The organism is Klebsiella pneumoniae complex sp. WS1778, from assembly GCF_049472055.1.
Classification (GTDB): domain Bacteria; phylum Pseudomonadota; class Gammaproteobacteria; order Enterobacterales; family Enterobacteriaceae; genus Klebsiella; species Klebsiella quasipneumoniae.
Genome location: NZ_JBKGTJ010000005.1, coordinates 135,900 through 160,496 on the forward strand (window position 1 = coordinate 135,900; position 24,597 = coordinate 160,496).

The 24,597-nt window shown below is 58.5% G+C and carries 20 protein-coding genes and 3 tRNA genes; 6 read left to right on the plus strand and 17 right to left on the minus strand.

Annotated elements, in window-relative coordinates; translation table 11 throughout:
- Nucleotides 1-67: 67 nt before the first annotated feature.
- The 4 genes from rnr to ACLEXF_RS20630 all read right to left on the minus strand — a co-directional run bounded on the left by rnr (nucleotide 68) and on the right by ACLEXF_RS20630 (nucleotide 4,717).
- Nucleotides 68-2,506 (minus strand): ribonuclease R, encoded by a 2,439-nt coding sequence (gene rnr, locus ACLEXF_RS20615; RefSeq protein WP_004206447.1) that lies wholly within the window; start codon nucleotides 2,504-2,506, stop codon nucleotides 68-70.
- 36 nt (nucleotides 2,507-2,542) lie between these two features.
- Nucleotides 2,543-2,968 carry a nitric oxide-sensing transcriptional repressor NsrR gene (gene nsrR / locus ACLEXF_RS20620; RefSeq protein ID WP_002885667.1) on the minus strand — a complete coding sequence of 142 codons (426 nt, stop codon included), beginning with the start codon at nucleotides 2,966-2,968 and terminating at the stop codon, nucleotides 2,543-2,545.
- A 150-nt stretch (nucleotides 2,969-3,118) separates the two neighbouring features.
- Nucleotides 3,119-4,417, minus strand: coding sequence for an adenylosuccinate synthase (locus ACLEXF_RS20625; protein ID WP_004206445.1), 1,299 nt, complete (start codon nucleotides 4,415-4,417; stop codon nucleotides 3,119-3,121).
- Between the two features lie 102 nt (nucleotides 4,418-4,519).
- Nucleotides 4,520-4,717: a DUF2065 domain-containing protein gene (locus tag ACLEXF_RS20630; RefSeq protein WP_002885664.1), complete on the minus strand. Its 198-nt coding sequence runs from the start codon at nucleotides 4,715-4,717 to the stop codon at nucleotides 4,520-4,522.
- A 223-nt stretch (nucleotides 4,718-4,940) separates the two neighbouring features.
- Here ACLEXF_RS20630 and ACLEXF_RS20635 point away from each other — a divergent pair, with 223 nt between their 5' ends.
- Nucleotides 4,941-5,231 (plus strand): hypothetical protein, encoded by a 291-nt coding sequence (locus tag ACLEXF_RS20635; protein WP_023291715.1) that lies wholly within the window; start codon nucleotides 4,941-4,943, stop codon nucleotides 5,229-5,231.
- Nucleotides 5,232-5,314: 83 nt separating this feature from the next.
- On the opposite strand, the gene hflC is transcribed toward ACLEXF_RS20635, so the two are convergent.
- From hflC to nnr, 9 genes are all read right to left on the minus strand, one after another.
- Entirely contained in the window at nucleotides 5,315-6,319 is a 1,005-nt protein-coding gene (gene hflC, locus ACLEXF_RS20640; RefSeq protein ID WP_004192484.1) for a protease modulator HflC, read from the minus strand.
- 2 nt (nucleotides 6,320-6,321) lie between these two features.
- A complete protein-coding gene (gene hflK, locus ACLEXF_RS20645) occupies nucleotides 6,322-7,584 on the minus strand; it encodes an FtsH protease activity modulator HflK (RefSeq protein WP_004146726.1) in 1,263 nt (420 codons plus the stop codon).
- A 65-nt stretch (nucleotides 7,585-7,649) separates the two neighbouring features.
- The gene (hflX, locus tag ACLEXF_RS20650) at nucleotides 7,650-8,930 is read right to left on the minus strand and encodes a ribosome rescue GTPase HflX (RefSeq protein WP_004146725.1); all 1,281 of its coding nucleotides are present in this window, start codon (nucleotides 8,928-8,930) and stop codon (nucleotides 7,650-7,652) included.
- 75 nt (nucleotides 8,931-9,005) lie between these two features.
- Nucleotides 9,006-9,314: an RNA chaperone Hfq gene (hfq, locus tag ACLEXF_RS20655; protein ID WP_043519288.1), complete on the minus strand. Its 309-nt coding sequence runs from the start codon at nucleotides 9,312-9,314 to the stop codon at nucleotides 9,006-9,008.
- A 92-nt stretch (nucleotides 9,315-9,406) separates the two neighbouring features.
- A complete protein-coding gene (gene miaA, locus ACLEXF_RS20660; RefSeq protein ID WP_004206442.1) occupies nucleotides 9,407-10,357 on the minus strand; it encodes a tRNA (adenosine(37)-N6)-dimethylallyltransferase MiaA in 951 nt (316 codons plus the stop codon).
- Nucleotides 10,350-12,209 (minus strand): DNA mismatch repair endonuclease MutL, encoded by a 1,860-nt coding sequence (gene mutL, locus ACLEXF_RS20665; protein WP_043519284.1) that lies wholly within the window; start codon nucleotides 12,207-12,209, stop codon nucleotides 10,350-10,352. The genes miaA and mutL overlap by 8 nt, the downstream gene beginning before the upstream one ends.
- A 10-nt stretch (nucleotides 12,210-12,219) precedes the next feature.
- Nucleotides 12,220-13,575: an N-acetylmuramoyl-L-alanine amidase AmiB gene (amiB, locus tag ACLEXF_RS20670; protein ID WP_043519282.1), complete on the minus strand. Its 1,356-nt coding sequence runs from the start codon at nucleotides 13,573-13,575 to the stop codon at nucleotides 12,220-12,222.
- Between the two features lie 16 nt (nucleotides 13,576-13,591).
- Nucleotides 13,592-14,053: a tRNA (adenosine(37)-N6)-threonylcarbamoyltransferase complex ATPase subunit type 1 TsaE gene (gene tsaE / locus ACLEXF_RS20675; protein ID WP_004206439.1), complete on the minus strand. Its 462-nt coding sequence runs from the start codon at nucleotides 14,051-14,053 to the stop codon at nucleotides 13,592-13,594.
- A complete protein-coding gene (nnr, locus tag ACLEXF_RS20680; RefSeq protein ID WP_074194158.1) occupies nucleotides 14,046-15,557 on the minus strand; it encodes a bifunctional ADP-dependent NAD(P)H-hydrate dehydratase/NAD(P)H-hydrate epimerase in 1,512 nt (503 codons plus the stop codon). The genes tsaE and nnr overlap by 8 nt, the downstream gene beginning before the upstream one ends.
- Before the next feature lie 13 nt (nucleotides 15,558-15,570).
- Here nnr and queG point away from each other — a divergent pair, with 13 nt between their 5' ends.
- The gene (gene queG, locus ACLEXF_RS20685; protein ID WP_407259957.1) at nucleotides 15,571-16,710 is read left to right on the plus strand and encodes a tRNA epoxyqueuosine(34) reductase QueG; all 1,140 of its coding nucleotides are present in this window, start codon (nucleotides 15,571-15,573) and stop codon (nucleotides 16,708-16,710) included.
- A 270-nt stretch (nucleotides 16,711-16,980) separates the two neighbouring features.
- On the opposite strand, the gene ACLEXF_RS20690 is transcribed toward queG, so the two are convergent.
- From ACLEXF_RS20690 to ACLEXF_RS20700, 3 genes are all read right to left on the minus strand, one after another.
- Nucleotides 16,981-17,056 (minus strand) — tRNA-Gly (locus tag ACLEXF_RS20690).
- Between the two features lie 72 nt (nucleotides 17,057-17,128).
- Nucleotides 17,129-17,204, minus strand: a tRNA-Gly gene (locus tag ACLEXF_RS20695).
- Nucleotides 17,205-17,272: 68 nt separating this feature from the next.
- Nucleotides 17,273-17,348: transfer RNA gene (locus tag ACLEXF_RS20700), tRNA-Gly, on the minus strand.
- Between the two features lie 294 nt (nucleotides 17,349-17,642).
- Here ACLEXF_RS20700 and ACLEXF_RS20705 point away from each other — a divergent pair.
- Nucleotides 17,643-18,374 (plus strand): transporter substrate-binding domain-containing protein, encoded by a 732-nt coding sequence (locus ACLEXF_RS20705; RefSeq protein ID WP_004206436.1) that lies wholly within the window; start codon nucleotides 17,643-17,645, stop codon nucleotides 18,372-18,374.
- Nucleotides 18,375-18,417: 43 nt separating this feature from the next.
- On the opposite strand, the gene orn is transcribed toward ACLEXF_RS20705, so the two are convergent.
- Nucleotides 18,418-18,963, minus strand: a complete 546-nt coding sequence (gene orn / locus ACLEXF_RS20710) for an oligoribonuclease (RefSeq protein WP_004206435.1) — start codon at nucleotides 18,961-18,963, stop codon at nucleotides 18,418-18,420.
- A 94-nt stretch (nucleotides 18,964-19,057) separates the two neighbouring features.
- On the opposite strand from orn, the gene rsgA reads away from it, so the two are divergent.
- The 3 genes from rsgA to mscM all read left to right on the plus strand — a co-directional run bounded on the left by rsgA (nucleotide 19,058) and on the right by mscM (nucleotide 24,596).
- Entirely contained in the window at nucleotides 19,058-20,119 is a 1,062-nt protein-coding gene (rsgA, locus tag ACLEXF_RS20715) for a small ribosomal subunit biogenesis GTPase RsgA (RefSeq protein ID WP_017900927.1), read from the plus strand.
- Nucleotides 20,120-20,280: 161 nt separating this feature from the next.
- A complete protein-coding gene (gene asd, locus ACLEXF_RS20720; protein WP_017900928.1) occupies nucleotides 20,281-21,243 on the plus strand; it encodes an archaetidylserine decarboxylase in 963 nt (320 codons plus the stop codon).
- Nucleotides 21,244-21,266: 23 nt separating this feature from the next.
- Nucleotides 21,267-24,596, plus strand: a complete 3,330-nt coding sequence (gene mscM, locus ACLEXF_RS20725; RefSeq protein ID WP_407259958.1) for a miniconductance mechanosensitive channel MscM — start codon at nucleotides 21,267-21,269, stop codon at nucleotides 24,594-24,596.
- Nucleotide 24,597 lies beyond the last annotated feature (1 nt).

Below are 24,597 nucleotides of genomic sequence, written 5' to 3' on the forward strand. Positions count from 1 at the left end.
TTTAGGTTCTGTTATCCGCCCTTCACCCCGTCCTGCGTCAGCAGACTTCAGGATGAAGGGTGGTCAATCACTCGGCGCTCTTCTTCTTTGCCGCGCGCTTGGCTTTGGTGGCGGCGGCGATTTTCTGCGTTTTCGCCGACGGTTTTTTCGCTTTCTTCTCGCCTTTCGGCTTCGCTTTCGCCTGGTCTTTTTCTTTGCGGAACGCGCTGTCCGGCTCGAAGTTCACCTGCTTACCGACCTGACGACGACGGCCGCCCGGTTTGCCGGAGGTGCTCTTTTTCGCTTTCTCACGGGCGGTTTTGCCGACATTACGCGGCGCGCGCTCGCTGGAGATTAGGGTAAAGTCGATTTTACGCTCGTCCATGTTGACCGCTTCCACACGGACTTCCACGCGGTCGCCCAGGCGATAAGTCTGCCCGCCGGACTCGCCGATCAGACGCTGCCCCACCTGGTCGAAACGATAGTAGTCGTTATCCAGAGAGGAAACATGCACCAGGCCGTCGATAAACAGATCGTTGAGACGGACGAAGAAGCCAAAGCCGGTCACGCTGGCGATAACCCCGGAGAAGATGTTGCCTACCTGATCCTGCATGAAGTCGCACTTCAGCCAGTCGGAGACTTCGCGCGTCGCTTCATCAGCGCGGCGTTCGGTCATCGAGCAGTGCTCGCCCAGCTGCAGCATCTCTTCCATGCTGTAGTGCCAGCCGCCGGTCTCCGTGCTGTTGCCTTTATGCCCCTGCTCTTTGGCCAGCAGATATTTGATGGCGCGGTGCAGCGACAGATCCGGGTAACGACGGATCGGCGAGGTGAAGTGGGCATAGGACTGCAGCGCGAGGCCAAAGTGGCCGCGGTTTTCCGGATCGTAGACCGCCTGCTTCATCGACCGCAGGAGCATCGTCTGAAGCATCTCCGCATCCGGGCGATCGGCGATGGAGGTCAGCAGTTCGGCGTAATCGCGCGGCTCCGGCTTGTTGCCGCCAGGCAGTTCCAGCCCCAGCTCCGCCAGCACGCTGCGGAACGCGGTAATCGCCTCGGTGCTCGGCTTATCGTGAATACGGAACAGCGCCGGCTCCTGCGCCTTCTCAACGAAGCGCGCGGCGGAGATGTTCGCCAGGATCATGCACTCTTCAATCAGCTTGTGCGCATCGTTCCGCTGGGTCTGTTCGATACGCTCGATACGGCGCTCGGCGTTGAAGATGAATTTAGCTTCTTCACTTTCAAATGAGATACCGCCGCGCTCTTCGCGGGCGCCATCCAGCACCTTGTAGAGGTTATGCAGTTCTTCAATATGCTTCACCAGCGGCGCGTAGTGCTCGCGCAGCTCCTGGTCGCCCTGCAGTATATGCCACACCTTGGTATAGGTCAGGCGAGCATGTGAACTCATCACCGCTTCATAGAATTTATAACCGGTCAGACGGCCTTTTGACGAAATCGTCATCTCGCATACCATGCACAGGCGATCGACTTGCGGGTTCAGCGAGCACAGACCGTTAGACAACACTTCCGGCAGCATCGGTACCACCTGCGACGGGAAGTAGACCGAGGTTCCACGGCTGCGCGCTTCCGCGTCCAGCGGCGTCCCCGGACGCACGTAGTAGCTGACGTCGGCAATGGCTACCCACAGGCGCCAGCCGCCGCCGCGTTTCTTCTCGCAGTACACCGCGTCATCGAAGTCGCGGGCATCTTCACCGTCAATAGTGACCAGCGGCAGGGAGCGCAGATCGACGCGCCCGGCTTTCGCCTCTTCCGGCACCTGCTCTTTCAGGCCGGAAACCTGATTTTCTACCGCCGGCGGCCAGACGTACGGAATTTCATGGGTGCGCAGCGCCATATCGACAGCCATGCCGGTACCCATGTTGTCGCCCAGCACTTCGACGATTTTCCCCACGGCTTTGGTGCGGCGGGTCGGGCGCTGGGTCAGCTCGACCACCACCACGTAGCCCATCCGCGCGCCCATAATCTCTTCCGGCGGGATCAGGATATCGAAGCTGAGGCGACTGTCGTCCGGGACGACGAAACCGACGCCAGCGTCGGTAAAGTAGCGGCCAACAATCTGGCTGGTTTTCGGCACCAGGACGCGGACGATGCGCGCTTCGCGGCGGCCCTTGCGGTCCGCGCCCAGCGGTTGGGCCAGCACCTGGTCGCCATGAATACAGGTTTTCATCTGCTCTGACGACAGGTACAGATCGTCTTTGCGCCCTTCAACACGCAGGAAACCATAGCCATCACGGTGACCAATAACGGTTCCTTTGAGGAGATCAAGGCGCTCCGGCAGCGCATAGCACTGACGGCGGGTGAAGACCAGCTGACCGTCGCGTTCCATCGCGCGCAGGCGGCGGCGCAGCGCTTCGGTTTGCTCTTCGCCCTCGATATTTAACTCGATGGCCAGCTCATCGCGGCTGGCGGGCTTTTCCCGTTTGGTTAAATGTTCGAGGATAAATTCCCGGCTCGGGATTGGGTTCGCGTACTTCTCAGCTTCGCGTTCCTGGAATGGATCTTGTGACATATCGGTTCCTCCGTTGTCATCTCCGGCAGAGTGGCGTCACTCCACCAGCAATAATTTATAAAGCGGTTGATTCTTCTCAACCAAATCGGCCAGCGTATAGTTATCCAGTTCCTTGAGAAAACTCTGCGCGGCTTCAGCTAGTGCCTGTTTCAGACGACAGGCTGGTGTAATGTGGCAAAACTCGCTGCTGCAGTTGACCAGCGATAAGGGTTCCAGGTCGCGTACCACGTCACCGACGCGGATCTGTCCAGCTGGTTTGCCGAGGCGAATGCCCCCGTTCTTCCCCCGCACGGCAGTCACATAGCCCATGCGACTTAACTGATTGATTATTTTAACCATATGATTACGGGAGACGCCATAGACCTCGGTTACTTCCGAGATACTGGTCATCCGTCCTTCCGGCAGCGACGCCATATAAATCAGCGCCCGTAGTCCGTAATCGGTGAAACTCGTTAACTGCACATAAACCTCAGGGAAAAGAAAACAGGGTATGTCGAGCGACATCATTATTATTGATGATAAACCAGCCAGCGCTCAGGCCGCTAATTTATTTAAAATGGGGCGGGCGAACAGCAAAAACAAGGGCGCCTGAACGGCGCCCCTTGCGAGTGATTATGCGTCGAACGGGTCGCGCAGAATCATGGTCTCGGAACGGTCTGGACCAGTAGAGATGATATCAACCGGTACGCCGGTCAGCTCTTCAATACGCTGGATGTAGTTCAGCGCTGCCTGCGGCAGGCCGCTGCGCTCTTTCACGCCGAAGGTGGTTTCAGACCAGCCCGGCATGGTTTCGTAGATAGGCTCGATACCTTCCCAGTTGTCGGCTGCCAGCGGAGTGGTGGTCACTTCGCGGCCATCCGGCATACGGTAGCCGACGCAGATTTTCACTTCTTTCAGGCCGTCGAGGACGTCCAGTTTAGTCAGGCAGAAGCCGGACAGGGAGTTAATCTGCACCGCGCGACGAACCGCGACAGCGTCCAGCCAGCCGGTACGACGACGACGACCGGTGGTGGCGCCGAATTCGTTACCCTGCTTGCAGAGGAACTCGCCGGTCTCATCAAACAGCTCGGTCGGGAACGGACCCGCGCCTACGCGAGTCGAGTAAGCTTTGATGATACCCAGAACGTAATCCACATAACGCGGGCCCAGGCCGGAGCCGGTCGCCACGCCACCGGCGGTGGTGTTGGAAGAGGTTACGTACGGATAAGTACCATGGTCGATATCCAGCAGCGTGCCCTGCGCGCCTTCGAACATCACGAAGTCGCCGCGTTTACGCGCCTGATCCAGCAGGTCGGAAACGTCCACCACCATGCCGGTCAGGATGTCGGCAATCGCCATTACATCGTCCAGCACTTTCTGGTAGTCAACGGCTTCTGCTTTGTAGAAGTTCACCAGCTGGAAGTTGTGATATTCCATCACTTCTTTCAGTTTATCGGCGAAGGTTGCTTTATCGAACAGATCGCCAACGCGCAGACCGCGACGAGCGACTTTATCTTCGTAAGCCGGGCCGATGCCGCGACCGGTGGTGCCGATCGCCTTCGCGCCGCGCGCTTTTTCACGCGCCACGTCCAGCGCCACGTGATAGTCAAGGATAAGCGGGCAGGCTTCAGAGAGCAGCAGACGCTCGCGAACCGGGATACCACGGTCTTCCAGGCCCTTCATCTCTTTCATCAGCGCAGCCGGAGACAGCACGACGCCGTTACCGATGATGCTGGTGACGTTTTCACGCAGAATGCCTGATGGAATAAGATGGAGAACGGTTTTTTCACCGTTGATTACGAGAGTATGGCCGGCGTTGTGACCACCCTGGTAGCGCACAACATATTTAGCCCGTTCTGTCAGGAGATCGACGATCTTCCCTTTACCTTCGTCACCCCATTGGGTGCCCAGTACGACGACGTTGTTACCCATTTTTCAAAATCACCGTTTGCTTAAAAATGGATTCTACCATCGCTTTTTCAGAGTTACAGCACTTTTTGCATCCAAAATAAGGCAAATCCGACCACTTTTTGATCAGCCAATCGATTTCCTCAACATGTAGTAGATCACAATCCCGGCAACCACAAGTCCGCCGCCAAAGCGCCGCAATAAATTATCCGGGAGCTGGCTCAGGCTGGCGACCATCTTGCGCCAGGCGCGCGGATAAAGTAGCGGGCCAAGCCCTTCGAGTACTAAAACCAGCGCCAGCGCCAGCCAAATGGTGGAGTTCATCGTCAACCCTAATTGAAAAGTATCATCGCCGCCTTCGCAGGCGTCATCGGCCAGCATAGTGAATGCATTCACTCAATTCACATTGTCCCGTATTTCCTCTTCATTATGAACCGGAAAGGTGAAACAAAATTCATAACCAGTTGTATTGCTGTCTATTTTTTAAATTGCAACTATGCCGTCGCGTACTACAACCCGGTACGTCTACATAATCAGGAAGATTATCATGAGAGAATTAACCGCATTTGAAATCGAAAATGTGAGCGGCGCAGGCTGGTTACAGGATGGCCTGGCCTCCTTAGGTAGTAAGGTCGGCGCCGCCGTATGGACGATGGGCACCGATGCCCTGAGCATCAACCTGCCGCTGCTTGGCACCATTAATCTGGCCGATCTGGCGCCGGACCTGGGCAAAACCCTGGGCGAAAGCGTTGGCTCATCTATCGGCGGCACCATCGAGAGTACGCTGGCGAGCCTGCCGGTGATCGGTGGCCTGCTAAACAAGCTGCTCGGCAACTAATTCACGCCGTCGTAGCATAAAAAAAGGCGCCTGTCTCAGGCGCCTTTTTGCATTAACCACTGTAGGTTACTGTCATCTTCGACTTATTTACGCACCGAATCCGGTGAACGCATATAGCGGAAGAAATCGCTATCCGGGCTCAGGACCATGACATCCTGATTGCTCTGGAAGCTCTTCTCATAGGCGCGCAGGCTACGAATAAAGGAATAGAAACCCGGATCCTGGCTGAACGCGTCGGCAAACAGTTTTGCCGATTCCGCATCGCCTTCACCACGCAGGATACGGCCCTGGCGCTCGGCTTCCGCCAGCGTCTTGGTGACTTCATAGTCCGCGGTCGCGCGCAGTTTTTCCGCCTCTTCCTGACCCTGTGAACGGTGGCGACGAGCAACCGCTTCACGCTCCGCGCGCATACGGTTATAGATCGCTTCCGACACTTCCGCCGGCAGGTTGATCTGCTTGATACGCACGTCGACGACTTCAATACCCAGCGCCGCCATACTGTTCGGGTTGATCACCTGCACTTTGCCGTTGGTTTCCGCCTCCACGCGCTCTGCCGCTTTGGCAATCGCGTCGTCAGCTGCCGGCGTGCTAACCTCGTCTTCCGTACCGGCCGACCCTGAGTTCAGCGCATCACGCACTTCCAGCGTCAGGCGGCCACGGGAGTCGGTGACGATGTCTTTCACATCCAGACGACCAATTTCAGAACGCAGACGGTCCGAGAATTTACGCTTCAGCAGCACCTCGGCCTGGGAGACGTCGCCGCCGCCGGTGGCCAGGTAGTAACGGCTGAAGTCGCTGATACGCCATTTGATGTAGGAGTCGACGATCAGGTCTTTCTTCTCTTTGGTGACGAAACGGTCAGCCTGGTTGTCCATGGTCTGAATACGCGCATCCAGCATCTTCACCGATTCGATAAACGGGATCTTGAAGTGCAGGCCTGGCGCATAAACCAGCGGCTTGTTTTCGTCGTCGCGCAGAACTTTACCGAAACGCAGCGTGATACCGCGCTCGCCTTCCTTTACGACAAAGACAGACATGTAGAGCACTACCAGCACGATGACAATGATCGCGATAACAGATTTACGCATCGTTATTCCCCCTGACGCTGGTAGTCGTTACGCTGCGCGTTAGCGCGGCGTTGGTCCATAATGCTACCCCCGGTTGAGCTCGAGGTTGATGAGGTGCTGGCGCTGCTTGAGCTGGATGCTGGCGGCAGACGCAGCAGATCGCTGGCGTCACTGCTATCGCTCTTTGCTGCCGGCGCAGCGGCGCCTTTCAGCATCTGGTCCAGCGGCAGAACCATCAGATTGCCGTTTTTGCTGTCATTAACCAGCACTTTACGGGTGTGGCTCAGCACTTTTTCCATCGTTTCGATGTACAGACGCTCGCGGGTAATCTCCGGCGCGGCTTTGTATTCCGGCAGGATCTTAGCAAAGCGAGCCACTTCACCCTGGGCTTCCAGGACGGTCTGGGTCTTATAGGCGCGTGCCTCTTCGAGGATACGCTGCGCCTGACCATTCGCGCGCGGCTGGACTTCGTTGGTGTAAGCCTCCGCTTCACGAATGTACTGCTGTTCGTTCTCACGCGCGGCAATGGCATCGTCAAACGCGGCTTTCACCTCTTCCGGCGGACGTGCCGTCTGGAAGTTGACGTCCAGCAGAGTGATGCCCATGTTGTACGGGCGAATCGTCTCTTCCAGCTCACGCTGAGTATCGCTACGGATCACGGTACGACCTTCGGTCAGAATGCGATCCATAGTGTATTTACCGATCACCCCGCGCAGCGCGCTGTCGGTGGCCTGACGCAGGCTGTCGTCCGCGCTGGTGACGCTAAACAGATAGCGCTCCGGATCGGTGACGCGGTACTGCACGTTCATCTCAACGCGCACCACGTTTTCGTCAGAGGTCAACATGACGCCGGACGCCGCCAGTTCACGTACCGACTCCACGTTTACTGCCTGCACGTTATCGATAAAGGTCGGCTTCCAGTTCAGGCCCGGCTCAACCAGATGGCTGAACTTACCAAAGCGGGTGACCACGCCGCGTTCGGCTTCTTTAATAGTATAGAAACCGCTGGCCGCCCAGATAATCACTGCCGCCGCGGCAACGATGCCGACAATACGCCCGCCCATCGGTCCGCGAGGTCCCTGCGCGCTATTGCCGCCGCCCAGTCCGCCCTTGCCGCCGCCGAGCCCGCCAAGTTTTTTACTTAACTTGCGGAAGATATCATCCAGATCCGGCGGCCCCTGCTCGCGACCGCCTTTGTTGCCATTTCCCTCAGAGTTGCCGCCAGGTTTGCTGCTCCCCCACGGGTCGCGGTCCTGTCCGTTATTACCGGGCTGATTCCACGCCATGTATATGCTCCATATTTGTTTTTGATATCCCCACAGGGGTCAATATCTTCAGGCAAGCTGCAAGGTCAAACCACATAGTCAACAAGCGTTGGCTCTTGCTTACAGAGGCGCCGCCAGTCAACGATCGGCATGCGCACCTGCAGACTCACGCTGCCGTCATCCTCCATCCACTCTTTTTCTATCGCCTGAAGCTGATAGAAACGGCTTCTCAGTCGCCCTTCTTTCGGCGGTAAGCGCAGCGTATGCTGGGCCACTTCACCGGAAAGGCGCTCCGTTAACGCCTGAAAAAGCAGTGGTACGCCAACCCCGGTCTGAGCGGAAAGCCAGACCCGAATCGGTTTATTTTCATCGTCGCGATCGATGCGCGGTTCAAAATCGTCCAGCATGTCGATTTTGTTCATCACCAGCAGCGCCGGGATCTCATCGGCCTCAATTTCAGCGAGAACCGTATTTACCGCATCAATGTTTTCCTGCACGCGGACATCCGCAGCGTCAATCACATGCAGCAGCAGCGTCGCCTGACGCGTCTCCTGCAACGTCGCTTTAAACGCGGCCACCAGATCGTGCGGCAGGTGGCGAATAAAGCCGACGGTATCGGCCAGCACCGTTTCGCCGACGTCAGGGACGTCAATGCGGCGCAGCGTCGGGTCCAGGGTCGCGAACAGCTGGTTCGCGGCATAGACCTCGGCGGCGGTGATCTGGTTAAAGAGCGTTGATTTTCCGGCGTTGGTGTAGCCCACCAGCGACACGGTTGGAATATCGGCTTTCGCGCGCGACCGCCGCCCCTGCTCACGCTGTTTTTCGACTTTTTCCAGCCGCGACAGGATCTGCATGATGCGGTTACGCAATAAACGACGGTCAGTTTCGAGCTGGGTTTCACCCGGGCCACGCAAACCGATCCCGCCCTTTTGTCTTTCAAGGTGGGTCCAGCCGCGGACAAGGCGGGTCGCCATATGGCGCAGCTGCGCCAGCTCGACCTGCAGTTTCCCTTCATGGGTGCGCGCGCGCTGAGCGAAAATATCTAAAATAAGACCGGTACGATCGATAACCCGGCATTCGCACAGGCGTTCCAGGTTGCGTTCTTGCGCCGGACTCAGGGCATGATCGAAGAGCACGACCGAAGCGCCGGTCGCTTTAACGGCTTCCGCAATTTCGACTGCCTTACCTTCACCAACAAAATACTTCGGGTGCGGTGCTTTACGGCTACCGGTAATCACCTGCATTGCTTCGACACCGGCGGAAGAGGCCAGAGTTTCAAACTCCTGGAGATCTTCCATATCTTTGTCTTGCGAAAAATAGATGTGTACCAGTACCGCCTGCTCACCGGCGTCATAACGGTCAAACAAGCGTAAACCCCTTATAAAATACCAGCGGGGAACGCAGAAAACCTGGCTCCCCGGCGTGGAAAAACAGCACTAGCCTTATTCGGCGTCGTCGCTGTCTTGTTGCGGCGCAGAAGAGCTCTGCGCGCTACCACCGTGGTGATAGTTACTGGAACCGCCGCCAGCATTGTTGCTGTGGTGAGACACCGGGCGAGACGGGACAACAGTAGAAATTGCGTGCTTATAGACCATCTGGCTGACCGTGTTCTTCAACAGGATCACGAACTGATCGAAAGACTCAATTTGCCCTTGCAGCTTGATACCATTCACCAAATAAATAGAAACCGGAACGCGTTCCCGACGCAAAGCGTTCAGGAACGGATCTTGTAAAGATTGCCCCTTAGCCATTCTCTCTTTTCCTTATATGTATGCTTGTTTTGTACTCAGAACCTTACGATTCTCAAAAAAAATTACGCACGATACCGTTTAATTGTACACGTTCAGTTCTGGCTCGCACCAACAACCTGTAATACTTTGTTGAGCGCTTGTTCAGGTTGTTCACTGTCTAACCAATGCACACCTTCCCAACCGCGCAGCCAGGTGACCTGACGTTTGGCTAACTGTCTCGTGGCGCAAACACCTCGATAAACCATCTCATCATATGGGATCTCGCCATTGAGATATGACCACATCTGGCGGTATCCGACACAACGGATGGAAGGCATATCCGTATGCAAATCTCCGCGGGCAAAAAGCGCCCGTACTTCTGCTTCAAAACCTGAAGCTAACATCTGATGAAAACGCTGTTCTATGCGTTGATGGAGCAGTTCACGGCTCGCCGGGGCGATGGCGAACTGATGCACCTGATATGGCAGAGCGTCTCCTGACGTTTGCGTCAGTTCCGTTAAAGTTTTACCCGAAATGAAAAAAACTTCCAGTGCCCGGGAAAGCCTTTGCGGATCATTTGGATGAATACGCGCAGCCGCTACGGGATCGATCTCCTGTAACTGCTGATGTAACGCGTTCCACCCCTGCTCTGCGGCCTGTTGCTCAATCCGCGCTCTGACCTCTGGGTCAGCGGACGGTAAGGGCGACAATCCTTCCAGCAACGCTTTGAAATACAACATCGTCCCGCCGACTAACAGCGGAATTCGCCCGGCGGCGACAATTTCCGCCATCGCCGCCAGCGCATCGCGGCGAAAATCCGCCGCGGAATAGGCCTCTGCAGGATCCAAAATATCCAGCAGCCGGTGCGGCGCGGCGCTCAGCTCTGCGGCATCCGGTTTGGCGGTGCCAATATCCATTCCCCGATAAATGAGGGCGGAATCAACACTAATCAACTCTACTGGCAAAACTTTACGTAAGGCTATCGCCAGCGCGGTTTTGCCGGAGGCCGTCGGGCCCATTAAAAAAATTGCCTTGGGCAGGCTCGCCTCGGTTACATCATTCATCTTTCAGGGCATTCATCGCCGAATGGAGATCTACAGGTTGTAACAGGCCACCCGGCGGCGTTCTCACCAGCTGCGGGCAAAGACGCTCAACGTCCGCCAGCAGCGCAATCGCCTGCGCCATATTCCATGACGTCTGTTCGCTCGTCAGATTACGCGCCATCCATTGGGCGATATTGCCGACGTCGAATGCGTTTTGCTGCGCCAGGTAGCCTATCAGTTCAGGAATCAAGATTTGTAAATTTTGTTGTCTTAAGGGTAAAGGGACCGCGCGCACCGTCACGTGCAGGGCATCGGTATGCATATCGATCCCCAGCTGCGTCAGCGCCGGATGCGCGGCGGCCAGCGCCTGTTTTTCCCCTTCCGTCACTTTTAACCGCAGGGGGATCAGCAGCGGCTGGGCACAAACGGCCTCTGCTCCCGGGGTCAACTGCGCCTGGCGCAGCCAGCGCTCGGCAACGGTCAACGACAGCAGCGCCAGGCCGCCCTCGCGCTCGAGCAGCGCGCAGTCGCGGCTCACAATCGTCAGCACTCTGCCAAAGCTCTGGCTGTGACCGGCCAGTTCCGCCGTGGCCGGAGTCTGTAACGCGGGCTTTGGCGCCGTTGGCGTGTCGAGCAACTGACGATAAAGCGCCCCTTGCTGCTTCTGGTAACCCGGCTGCGCGTGCGGCCAGCTCGCGCCGCCCGGCCTGCCGCTGGAGGCCGCAGACTCACGCGATGGCGTGATGCTGAAACGGGTTGCCGGTTCACGCGCTTCCGACGGCCGCGCAAACTGGTTGCCGCCCGCCGCGATCCGGTTCTCCGGCATCGCACGGGGCGCCGGCGGGTCGTCTTTTTCCGCCAGCGGCGCGTCAAGTTGCTGCTGCAGCACGCTCAGTACGCCCTGGTAGATAAAGTCATGCACCAGGCGCGACTGATGGAAACGCACCTCATGCTTGGCCGGGTGGACGTTCACATCCACCTGATGGGGATCGATCTCCAGATACAGCACAAACGCCGGCTGCTGATCGGCCCCCAGTTTGTCTTCACAGGCCTGGCGGATAGCGTGGTTGATCAGCCGGTCGCGCATCATCCGCCCGTTAACGTAGCAATACTGAATTTCCGCCAGCGCAGGGGTGGTATGCAACGGATCGGCGACCCAGCCGCGCAGGGTCAGATCGCCATGCTGCCACTCAATCGCCAGGGCATGTTCAAGAAAGGCGGCGCCACAGATGGTTCCCAGCCGCCGCTCCCGTTGGCCATCCTGAGCGACTGCCCGATACTGGCGCATCACCTTGCCGTTATGGCTGAGGTTGATGGTGACGTCGAAGCGCGCCAGCGCAATGCGGCGGACCACCTCGTCAATGTGGCCGAACTCAGTCTTTTCGGTACGCATAAATTTGCGCCGCGCCGGGGTATTGTAGAACAGATCGAGGACTTCCAGGGTGGTGCCGACCGGGTGCGCCGCCGGCTTCACCGTCACCGCCTGATCGCGGCCTTCGGCATACGCCTGCCAGGCTTCCTGCTGTTCCGCCGTGCGCGAGGTGAGCGTCAGACGCGCCACCGAGCTAATACTGGCCAGCGCTTCGCCGCGAAAGCCGAGGCTGATAATGGCTTCGAGATCGTCGAGCGAGGCGATTTTGCTGGTCGCGTGGCGAGCCAGGGCCAGCGCCAGCTCGTCTTTTTTGATGCCGCAGCCGTTATCGCGAATGCGAATGAGCTTCGCGCCGCCGCGTTCGATATCAATATCAATTCGCGTGGCGCCCGCATCAAGGCTGTTTTCAACCAGCTCTTTCACCACCGACGCGGGCCGTTCCACCACTTCGCCGGCGGCAATCTGGTTGGCGAGCTGCGGCGGCAGAACCTGAATCGGCATCCCCTGCTCCTTAGTTAATCAACATCCCGCCTGGCGCTGCGGCGCTGGCGGTCTGCGCCGCCTCGCCGCGAGGCGCAGACTGCAGCGGATGCTGCATAAAGTAGTTGCGCAGACCGTTGTAAATCGCCTCCGCAATCTGCTCCTGGTAATCATCGCTCCCCAGCAGCCGTTCTTCCCCGTTGTTACTGATAAAGCCTGTTTCCACGAGGATCGACGGAATGTCCGGCGAGCGCAGTACGCCGAGGCTGGCATGCTCCGGACGGCGTTTATGCAGATTGCCAATCCGCTGCAGCTGGCTGAGCACGTTGGTCGCGACATCGTAGCCGACGCGTTGGGAGTGACCGAACTGCAGATCCAACACCGCCTGGCTCAGGTAGGGATCGGCCTGGCTGTTCGCCAGCACATCGCCCGCGCCGCCGAGCAGTTCAGACTGTTTCTCATGCTGTTCCAGCCAGCCGGCCATTTCACTGTTGGCGCGACGGTTAGAGAGCACCCACACCGAGGCGCCGGTAGCGTCGCGGTTTGGCGCGGCGTCAGCATGGATTGAGACGAGGAAGTTGGCATTTTGCTTACGCGCCACATCCGAGCGTCCCATTACCGAAATAAAGTAATCCCCGTCACGGGTCAGCACCGGTTTAAACTGCGGATCGGCGTTCAGCAGCGCCCGCAGCTTGCGCGCGATGGCGATAGTCACGTTCTTCTCTTTGGTGCCATTCGGGCCAATCGCGCCAGGATCCTGGCCGCCGTGCCCGGCATCAATGGCGATAATGACTTTGTCATCCGCCGACACCGTGCGGGCCGCCGGACGGGTCACGGTCTGATTGTTGGTCATCGCCGGCTGAGAGGAGGTCATCACCGTCTGCCGTTCATGACCCGACGAGCTGAACGGATTGCGTCCCGCCGTCACCGTCCGGGAAGGCATCACCGGCGACGGGTCGGCCCGTTTCACCACCACAGGAGGTGGCGGCGGCGGCGGCGGCGCGTCGGCGTTGATGGTAAAGACCACCGTGTAATTCGCCCCGTTCTGTTGCTTCACCGCCCGGGTTTTGCCATCTTCCGTCAGATCCACCAACAGACGCAGCGTCTGCGAATCCTGCGGCGTACCGGCACGAATGCTCTTCACCAGGTTGCTGCCGCTAAATTTCAGCGGCAGTCCCTGCAATACGCCGGTCTGTTTGATATCCAGCGCCACCAGTCGTTTGCCCTGGGGGGTAAAAGAGTACTCCGGTTCACCGACAAAGCTAAGAGTAATACGGGCCTGCTGGTCTCCGTTGGAGACCTGGATATCGGATAAACTCGCCGCAGTGGCGTGAAGACTCGACAGCATCAGCGCAGCGGCAAGCCAGGTGGTTATGCGATACTTCATCCCGTCATCCTTCAGGCTAAATGGCTAAACGTGCCAGTAAAGACTCACCCCGTGAGGAGATCGCGGTAATGCGCGCCTCACGCCCTTGTGCCTGGTAATCAAGGTGAATTTCAACGTCCGGGTCAGGCAGGACACCTGCGCCTTGCTGCGGCCATTCCACCAGGCAGATGGCATCGTCGGCAAAATAATCGCGGATCCCCATAAATTCCAGCTCCTCAGGATCCGCCAGGCGGTAGAGATCGAAGTGATACACCATCAGCTTGTCGAGGGTATACGGTTCCACCAGGGTATAAGTTGGGCTTTTGACATTGCCGCGGTGACCGAGCGCCTGTAAAAAGCCGCGGCTAAAGGTGGTTTTTCCCGCGCCTAAGTCACCATAAAGGTAAATCACGGTGGCGCCGGTACAGGCCTGCGCAATACGGTCGCCCAGGGCCAGCGTGGCCTGCTCATCGGGTAAAGGAATCACTCGGTTAATCATGGTCTACGTCAATCACATCCGGGTTAACAACACGCTTGAGCGTGGAAAAGAGATCGGTCGCCAGCATGCCGCGGGTGCCCTCGCGGGCGGCCAGTCGGTCGGCGGCATCGCCATGCGCGACGCACCCGGCACAGGCAGCATCATACGGCGTCAGGTGCTGTCCTAACAATGCGGCGATAATGCCAGTGAGCACATCGCCCATTCCGCCGCTGGCCATCCCGGCATTGCCGGCGTCGATAATGCCCATCGCTCCGCTTTCACTGGCCACCACCGTGCCCGCGCCTTTCAGCACGACCACGCCGCCATACCGTTTTACCAGACGCTGCGCAGAAAGTAAGCGATCGCTTTCAATTTCTGCCACGCTGATATTCAGCAGACGGGCCGCTTCGCCGGGGTGCGGCGTCAGCACGCGATTGTGACGTTTATCGGGATTGAATGCCAGCAGGTTCAGCGCATCGGCGTCCCAGACCATCGGTTTGTTAACCCTTTCCACCATGCGCAGGGCGCTGCGTCCCCACTCGTTCTGCCCCAGGCCCGGGCCAATCGCCACCACCTCCGCCCATTCCAGCGCGGCTTTCAGGGTCTGCGGCGTCAGTTCATCCACCATTAATTCCGGCCGGGCGGTGACAATGGGCGCCACGTTCTCAGGGTGAGTGAGTACTCGCACCAGCCCTGCGCCGGCGCGTAAAGCCGCTTCACCGCACATGCGAATCGCGCCTGCCGTGCCGCGATCGCCGCCGACGATCGCCAGCTTGCCGTGATCGCCCTTATGGGAGGTGGCCCGGCGCGGCGGCAGCCAGTCGGCAAGGTGGGCGGCGCAAAACCGCGTCAGGGGGGTACTTTGCCCGGCGAGCCAGCGCTCAAGCCCCAGCGCATGATGGTGGAGCTGCCCGACGACATCCCGCGCCTTGCCGGTCAGCAGCCCCGGTTTGAGCGCGATAAACGTCAGCGTATGGTCGGCCTGAATGACCGCCCCCGGCGTCGCGCCGGTCTGCGCGTTCAGGCCGGAAGGGATATCCAGAGCCAGCACCGGCGCAGGATGGTGGTTCGCCTGGTGAATGAGCACCGCGACGTATTCACGCGGCGCACTGCGCAACCCGGTGCCGAGCAGGCCATCAATAATCAGTGAGATATCGTCTGGCCAGGGGACAGTGGCCGCATGGATCACGCCGCCGGCGTTAAGCCATGCCTCCCGCGCCGCCTGCGCCTCTTCCGGCAGCGGGCTGTCACTCTCTACCGCCAGCAGCGTCACCCTCCGCCCGGCGGCCTGGGCCAGACGCGCGACGACATATCCGTCACCGCCGTTGTTGCCATGCCCGCAGAGGATCAGCCAGTGCGCGCTGTCAGGAAAAGCGCGGCTGGCCAGTTGGAACGCCGCCTCGCCCGCGCGCTGCATCAGTTCAAACAGCGTCAGTCCCAGGCTGTCCGCCGCCTCTCGTTCGGCCAGGCGCAGCGCCTCCGCAGGCCAAATGTTGTATGGTATACTGTCAGGGTTTTTCGTCATTGTATGGTCCATCATGTCACAGCCCCTCGATCTCGTTCAGTTAGCGCAACAAATCAAACAATGGGGCACAGAGCTCGGGTTCCAGCAGGTCGGTATCGCTGATACCGACCTCAGCGCCAGTGAACCCAAACTGCAGGCATGGCTGGATAAACAATACCACGGCGAAATGGAGTGGATGGCCCGTCACGGTAAGATGCGCGCCCGCCCCCACGAACTGCTGCCCGGTACGTTACGCGTCATCAGCGTGCGGATGAATTATCTGCCCGCCAACGCCGCCTTTGCCCGCACCCTGAAAGATCCCGCGCTGGGTTACGTCAGCCGTTATGCCCTCGGGCGTGATTATCATAAGCTGCTACGTAATCGCCTGAAAAAACTGGGTGAGAAGATTCAGGAACAGTGTGCTTCGCTCAATTTTAGACCTTTTGTCGATTCCGCGCCTATCCTGGAACGGCCCATTGCAGAAAAAGCGGGCCTTGGCTGGACAGGTAAGCACTCACTTATCTTAAGCCGCGACGCCGGATCATTCTTTTTTCTCGGCGAACTGCTGATTGACCTGCCCCTGCCGGTCGACAGCCCGGTCGCGGAGGAGTGTGGACGCTGTGTCGCCTGCATGACTATCTGCCCCACCGGGGCCATCGTTGAGCCCTATACCGTCGACGCCCGCCGCTGCATCTCCTATCTCACCATCGAACTGGAAGGCGCTATTCCGGAGGAGTTCCGTCCGCTCATCGGCAACCGGATCTATGGCTGCGACGACTGCCAGCTTATCTGCCCGTGGAACCGTTTCTCACAGCTCACCGATGAAGAGGATTTCAGCCCGCGCCAGGCGCTGCATGCCCCGCCGCTGGTGGAGCTGTTCGCCTGGAGCGAAGCGTGGTTTCTGAAGGTGACCGAAGGGTCGGCGATTCGTCGCATTGGTCACCTGCGCTGGCTGCGTAATATCGCCGTCGCGCTGGGCAATGCGCCCTGGGATGAAGCCCATCTTCGCGCACTGGAGAGTCGCCTGGGCGAGCACCCGCTTCTCGACGAGCACATTGAGTGGGCGATTGCCCAGCAACTGAAAAAGCGCAGCGTCGACGCCGTCGAAGTACAGCTGCCGAAAAAATTACGTCTGGTCAGGGTGGTAGAGAAAGGCCTGCCGCGCGACGCCTGATTCATTCACAGGCTGTGAATAAAATCTAAAACACATTGAGTTTCAAGGCGCAGACCGAGGTCAAGTGATCGGATTAACATTTCGAAATGAAATTTAATTGTTAAATTTCAATTAGATATAAAGATATTATTTACAAAGCGAAGCATTTACGCCGTCAGAAGCGAAACGACAACCTGTGGATAACTCTGTTTACAGTATTTCTGCAGACCAAACGAAAATCATCCCCGGCGCTGGATTGCACTGTGGATAAATAAGAGATGGAAGAAAATTTGGAGCGGGAAACGAGACTCGAACTCGCGACCCCGACCTTGGCAAGGTCGTGCTCTACCAACTGAGCTATTCCCGCTTAATCATCGTCATTCAAGCTACCGTGTAGCAACCTGAAAACTGCGACTGGTGTGGTGTGTCATTCAAATTTTGGAGCGGGAAACGAGACTCGAACTCGCGACCCCGACCTTGGCAAGGTCGTGCTCTACCAACTGAGCTATTCCCGCTTAATCTTCGGCTTTCGCCCCGCATCTGCGAGATGAAATCCTTTGATCAGGATGGTGCTTTCAAATTTTGGAGCGGGAAACGAGACTCGAACTCGCGACCCCGACCTTGGCAAGGTCGTGCTCTACCAACTGAGCTATTCCCGCGTTACTGCATTTTTTGCCATATTTCGATGGCGTCGTAATTTGCATTTCTGCGTCGTTACGGGAGGCGCATTATACGAGAATTCGATGCCCCTGCAACCCCCTGTTCATCACTTTTTTGCGTTTTTTGTTTAAATGGATATTTTCTCGCCACCTACGCCGCTGAATTGTATAAATAAGCGTCATTTCGGGCAAAATCGCTTTTTCCGCCCGCCTGAATGACGCAAAATCGCTCGCATCATACAGCGGTGGCGCGACGTAAAACGAGGCCACCACGCCGCCAAACAGGGAATTAGCATGAGAAAAGTCCTCACCGTCCTGCTGCTGAGCACGCTGGCCATCGGAACCGCGTCAGCCGAGACGCTCCATTTTGGCACCAGCACGGCCAATCCGCCGTTTGTCACCGCCAACGGCAAAAATCAGCCTGTCGGCTTCGATATCGATCTTGCCCAGGCCCTGTGCCAGCAGATGCAGGCGCAGTGCCAGTTCACGGCGCAGCGTTTCGATACGCTGATCCCGGCTTTACGCTTCAAGAAATTTGACGCGGTGATTGCCGGCATGGAAGTGATCCCGATGCGTGAGAAGCAGGTCGCCTTCAGCCGTCCCTATCGCCAGGCGCTCTCCGGGGTGGTGATCGTCAACAAAGATGTCGCCCATACCTTTGCCGACCTGAAAGCCAAAAAAGTCGGCGTGGTGAAAGGCACACTGCATCAACACTATCTGCGTGATAAACAGAAAGCCGTACAGGCTGTTCCTTACGACGACGTCGCCAGCGCCCTGGCCGCGCTGAAGGCCGGGCAAATAACCGGCGTCATGGGCGACTTCGCCACCCTCGACGCCTGGCAGCAGGAGAACCCTGACTACGCCATCATGGATGAACGTGCCACCGACCCGGCTTATTACGGTAAGCAGTATGCGATTGCGGTGCGCAAAGACGATCCGGAGCTGCTGAATGCGATCAACGATGCCCTGACCGCGGTCATGGCGACACCTGACTTCCAGCAGATGCAGCAGAAGTGGTTTAAATAACGCAGAAAGGTGTACCGGGCCGCGCACAGGGCCCGGTCGCGGTTTACAGCTTAATGAAATGCTCGCGGTAGTAAGCCAGCTCGGCGACTGACTCGCGGATATCGTCCATTGCCTGATGGGTACCCTGCTTTTTAAAGCCGTCGAGAATTTCCGGCTTCCAGCGACGCGCCAGCTCTTTCAGCGTGCTAACGTCCAGATAGCGATAGTGGAAATAGGCTTCCAGTTGCGGCATGTACTTAAACAGGAAGCGACGATCCTGGCCGATGCTGTTGCCACAGATCGGCGACTTGCCCGCCGGCACCCACTGCTTAAGAAACTCAATGGTCGCCAGTTCGGCGTCGTGCTCGCTGACGGCGCTGGCCTTCACGCGATCCACCAGCCCGCTGCCGGTATGCGTCCGCACATTCCACTCGTCCATCAGCGCCAGCTGGGCATCTGATTGATGCACCGCGATGGTCGGCCCCTCGGCCAGAATGTTCAGGTTGGCATCGGTCACCAGGGTGGCGATTTCGATAATGCGATCGCGCTCCGGATCCAGCCCTGTCATCTCAAGATCGATCCAAATGAGGTTGTTTTCATTTGCACTCATGCTATTTTCCACCCTTCTTGCGTGACTATATTCATCTAAAATAGCGTGTATCATAGAGGTTTTGCCCCATCAGGGCGACCAGGAGCCAGTTCGATTGAGTAAAAATAAACTCTCCAAAGGCCAGCAGCGCCGCGTCAAAGCCAACCACCAGCGCCGTCTGAAAACCACTGCGGAGAAGGCCGACTACGATGACAACCTGTTTGGCGACCCGTCGGAAGGCATTGTCATTAGTCGCTTTGGCATGCATGCCGACGTCGAATCCGCTGACGGCAGCGTGCATCGCTGCAATATCCGCCGGACGATCCGTTCGCTGGTCACCGGCGACCGCGTGGTCTGGCGGCCGGGTAAAGACGCTGCCGACGGCGTAAGCGTCAAAGGGATCGTCGAAGCGGTTCACGATCGCGCCTCCGTCCTGACGCGTCCGGATTTTTACGACGGCGTGAAGCCTATCGCCGCCAATATCGACCAGATCGTGGTGGTTTCCGCGATCCTGCCTGAGCTATCGCTGAATATTATCGATCGCTATCTGGTGGCCTGCGAGGCGCAGGATATCGAGCCGTTAATCGTCCTGAACAAAATCGATCTGCTGGATGACGATGGCCTGCGCTTCGTCAATGAACAAATGGACATCTACCGCCACATCGGTTACCGCGTGCTGCTGGTCTCCAGCCGTACTCAGGACGGCCTCAAGCCGCTGGAAGCGGCCCTGACCGACCGCATCAGCATCTTTGCCGGGCAGTCCGGGGTGGGTAAATCGAGCCTGCTGAACGCCCTGCTGGGGCTGAATGAGGATCAGATCCTCACTAATGATGTCTCGGACGTTTCCGGCTTAGGCCAGCACACCACCACCGCGGCGCGCCTCTACCACTTCCCGCACGGCGGTGATGTGATTGATTCACCGGGAGTACGTGAGTTCGGCCTGTGGCATCTGGAAGCGGAACAAATCACCAACGGCTTTGTCGAATTCCATGATTATTTAGGCCGTTGCAAATATCGCGACTGTAAACACGATACCGATCCTGGCTGTGCGCTTCGTGAAGCGGTAGAGAACGGCAAGATCGCCGAGAGCCGTTTCGAGAACTACCACCGCATCCTGGAAAGCATGGCGCAGGTACAGGTAAAAACGCGTAAAAACTTTTCCTCGTCCGATGACTGACCATTAAGCTGAGTGTCACGTCAGGCGCTGCCGGGCAGCGGTGATGACGCAGCTTACGCGGATGCCATTTAGCGAGTTTTACGTATAGAATCGTCCCCCTTTTTTCAGGTCCCCGCCCGCGGGCGGGGTCAGGAACGACATATCATGGCCTGGAGGCTACTTTGTTAAACGATCTTAAACTTTCACTGCAATACATTCTGCCTAAACTGTGGCTCACCCGCCTCGCAGGCTGGGGTGCGAGCAAACGCGCAGGTTGGCTGACGAAGCTGGTCATCGATCTGTTCGTGAAATACTACAAGGTCGATATGAAAGAGGCGCAGAAGCCGGATACCGCGGCCTATCGCACCTTCAACGATTTCTTTGTACGCCCGCTGCGCGACGACGTTCGCCCGCTGAATACCGATCCTAACGTGCTGGTGATGCCGGCCGACGGCGTAATCAGCCAGCTTGGCGCGATTGAAGACGACAAAATTCTGCAGGCCAAGGGCCACAACTACAGCCTGGAAGCCCTGCTGGCCGGCAACTATCAGATGGCCGACCTGTTCCGTAACGGCAGCTTCGCCACCACCTATCTGTCGCCGCGCGACTATCACCGCGTGCACATGCCGTGCAACGGCATCCTGCGCGAAATGATCTACGTTCCTGGCGACCTGTTCTCCGTTAACCATCTGACGGCGCAGAACGTGCCGAACCTGTTCGCCCGTAACGAGCGCGTCATCTGCCTGTTTGATACTGAGTTTGGCCCGATGGCGCAAATTCTGGTGGGCGCGACTATCGTCGGCAGCATCGAGACCGTGTGGTCCGGCACCGTAACCCCGCCGCGCGAAGGCATTATTAAACGCTGGACCTGGCCCGCTGGCGACAGCGAAGGCTCCGTCGCCCTGCTGAAAGGCCAGGAGATGGGCCGCTTCAAACTGGGCTCCACCGTGATCAACCTGTTTGCCCCGGGCCAGGTGAAGCTGGTCGACACGCTGCAAAGCCTGTCCGTGACTAAAATCGGCCAACCGCTGGCGACAACGGTGGAAGCAACCACCGCCGCTGAACCGGCGCCGTTACCGGAAGAAGAGATCCGCGCCGAACATCGCGCCAGCCCGCTGGTTGACGATAAACAAGACCAAGGTTAATTCTTCAGCAAAAGGGTTATGCCGTGCGCCTGATATACACTTTCCTGTTGGCCTTGAGCCTCAGTTTCGGGGCGTACGCTGCGACAGCCCCGGATGCTAAACAGATAACCCAGGAACTGGAACAGGCGAAGGCGGCAAAGCCCGCCCAGCCTGAAACCGTTGAAGTTCTGCAGTCCGCCCTGAACGCGCTTGAGGAGCGAAAATCGTCTCTCGAGCGCGCCCGTCAGTATCAGGACGTTATCGACAATTTCCCCAAACTGTTTCAAAGCCTGCGCGCCCAGCTCAACAATCTGAGCGAAGAGCCGCGCCAGGTGCCAGTCGGCCTGACCGCCGATGCGCTGAACCAGGAGATCCTCCAGGTCAGCAGCCAGCTGCTGGAGTCAAGCCGTCAGGCGCAACAGGAGCAGGATCGCGCGCGTGAAATCGCCGACTCCCTGAACCAGCTGCCGCAGCAGCAAACCGACGCCCGGCGTCAGCTCAATGAGGTTGAGCGCCGCATCGGCACGCAAACCGGCAACAATGCTCTCGCCCAGGCGCAAAATCTTGCCCTGCAGGCGGAATCGGCGCGCCTGAAGGCGCTGGTGGATGAACTCGACCTCGCCCAGCTCTCCGCCAATAACCGCCAGGAGCTGTCGCGCGCCCGTTCTGAACTGGCGCAAAAGCAGAGCGAGCAGCTGGATGCCTATCTGCAGGCGCTGCGTAATCTGCAGAACAACCAGCGCCAGCGTGAGGCGGAAAAAGCACTGGAGAGTACCGAACTGCTGGCGGAGAACAGTGAAAACCTGCCGCCGGACATCACCGCCCAGTTTAAAGTCAACCGCGAACTCTCCCAGGCGCTGAACCAGCAGGCGCAGCGTATGGATCTGGTGGCGTCCCAGCAGCGGCAGGCGACGAATCAAACGCTGCAGGTGCGCCAGGCGTTAAACACCCTGCGCGAGCAGTCGCAGTGGCTGGGCTCCTCTAATCTGCTGGGCGAAGCCCTGCGCGCCCAGGTGGCGCGGCTGCCGGAGCGCCCTCGCCCGCAGCAGCTGGATACGGAGATGGCGCAGCTGCGCGTGCAGCGTCTGCGCTTTGAGGATTTACTCAGTAAGCAGCCGCAGCTGCGGCAGATCCGCCAGGCCGACGGCGAACCGCTGACCAGCGAGCAGAACAAGATCCTGCAGGCGCAGCTGCGCACGCAGAACGAGCTGTTGAACTCGCTGCTGCGCGGCGGCGATACCCTGATGCTGGAGCTCACTAAGCTGAAGGTCGCCAACGGCCAGCTGGAAGACGCGCTGAAGGAGATCAACGAAGCCACCCACCGCTATCTGTTCTGGACTTCGGACGTCAGCCCCATCGGCTTCTCCTGGCCGCTGGAAATCGTCCAGGATCTGCGGCGCCTGATCTCCCTGGATACCATCAGCGAACTGGGTAAAGCCAGCGCGATGATGCTCACCAGCAAAGAGACCCTGCTACCGCTGTTTGCCGCCCTGCTGCTGGTTGGCTTCAGCATCAGCTCGCGGCGCCATTTCACCCGCTTCCTTGAGCGCTCCAGCGCTCGGGTGGGGAAAGTCACCCAGGATCACTTCTGGCTGACGCTGCGTACGGTCTTCTGGTCGATACTGGTGGCTTCGCCGCTGCCGGTGCTATGGATGACGCTCGGCTATGGTCTGCAGTCCGCCTGGCCATTCCCGCTGGCGGTGGCGATTGGCGATGGGGTCACCGCGACGGTGCCTCTGTTGTGGGTGGTGATGATCTGCGCCACCTTCGCCCGGCCAAACGGACTGTTTATCGCCCACTTCGGCTGGCCGCGTAACCGAGTGGCGAAAGCGATGCGCTACTACCTGATGAGCATCGGGCTGATTGTGCCGCTGATTATGGCGCTGATCATGTTCGATAATCTTAACGACCGCGAGTTCTCCGCTTCGCTGGGCCGCCTGTGCTTCCTGCTGATCTGCGGCGCGCTGGCGGTGGTCACTCTGAGTCTTAAGCACGCCGGTATCCCGCTCTACCTGGATAAAGAGGGGAATGGCGACAACATGGTGAACCGCCTGCTGTGGAACCTGATGCTTGGCGCGCCGCTGGTGGCCATGCTGGCGGCGGCCGTCGGTTATCTCGCCACCGCCCAGGCGCTGCTGGCGCGTCTGGAAACTTCCGTCGCCATCTGGTTCCTGCTGCTGGTGGTCTATCACATCATCCGCCGCTGGATGCTGATCCAGCGCCGCCGGCTGGCCTTCGACCGGGCCCGCCATCGTCGCGCGGAAATTCTCGCCCAGCGCGCCCGCGGCGAAGATGAGCCTGTTCACGTCAGCAGCCCGGAAGGGTCGGTGGAGACGGAGGTCAGCGAGGTCGATCTCGATGCCATCAGTACCCAGTCGCTGCGCCTTGTGCGTTCCCTGCTGATGCTGATCGCGCTGCTGTCGGTCATCGTGCTGTGGTCGGAAATTCACTCGGCGTTTGGCTTCCTTGAGAATATCTCGCTGTGGGACGTTACCTCAACGGTACAAGGAGTGGAAAGCCTCGAGCCCATCACCCTTGGCGCGGTGCTGATTGCCATTCTGGTGCTGATCATCACCACTCAGCTGGTGCGCAACCTGCCGGCGCTGCTGGAGCTGGCGATCCTCCAGCACCTCGATTTAACGCCCGGCACCGGCTACGCCATCACCACCATCACCAAGTATCTGCTGATGCTGGTCGGTGGACTGGTGGGCTTCTCGATGATCGGCATTGAGTGGTCGAAGCTGCAGTGGCTGGTCGCCGCGCTGGGTGTGGGTCTCGGGTTTGGCCTGCAGGAGATCTTCGCTAACTTTATCTCCGGCCTGATTATTCTGTTTGAGAAACCGATCCGCATCGGCGATACGGTCACCATCCGCGATCTGACGGGCAGCGTCACCCGCATCAATACCCGCGCCACCACCATCAGCGACTGGGACCGGAAAGAGATTATCGTGCCGAATAAGGCGTTCATCACCGAGCAGTTTATCAACTGGTCGCTATCGGACTCGGTCACCCGCGTGGTGCTGACGGTGCCGGCGCCTGTGGACGCCGATACCGAAGAGGTCACGAAAATTCTCATCGCCGCGGCGCATCGCTGCTCGCTGGTCATCGATACCCCGGCGCCGGAGGCGTTTCTCGTCGACCTGCAGCAGGGGATCCAGATTTTCGAGCTGCGTATTTTTGCCGCCGAGATGGGGCACCGCATGCCGCTGCGCCATGAGATGCATCAGCTGATCCTGGCGGGCTTCCGCGAGCATGGCATTGATATGCCGTTCCCTCCGTTCCAGATGCGTCTGGAAAGTATTGACGGCAGGCAAAGCAGTAAAACCATGACCTCGGCCGGAAAAACCAGCCGACGTACGGCTGGCAGCCTTTAAG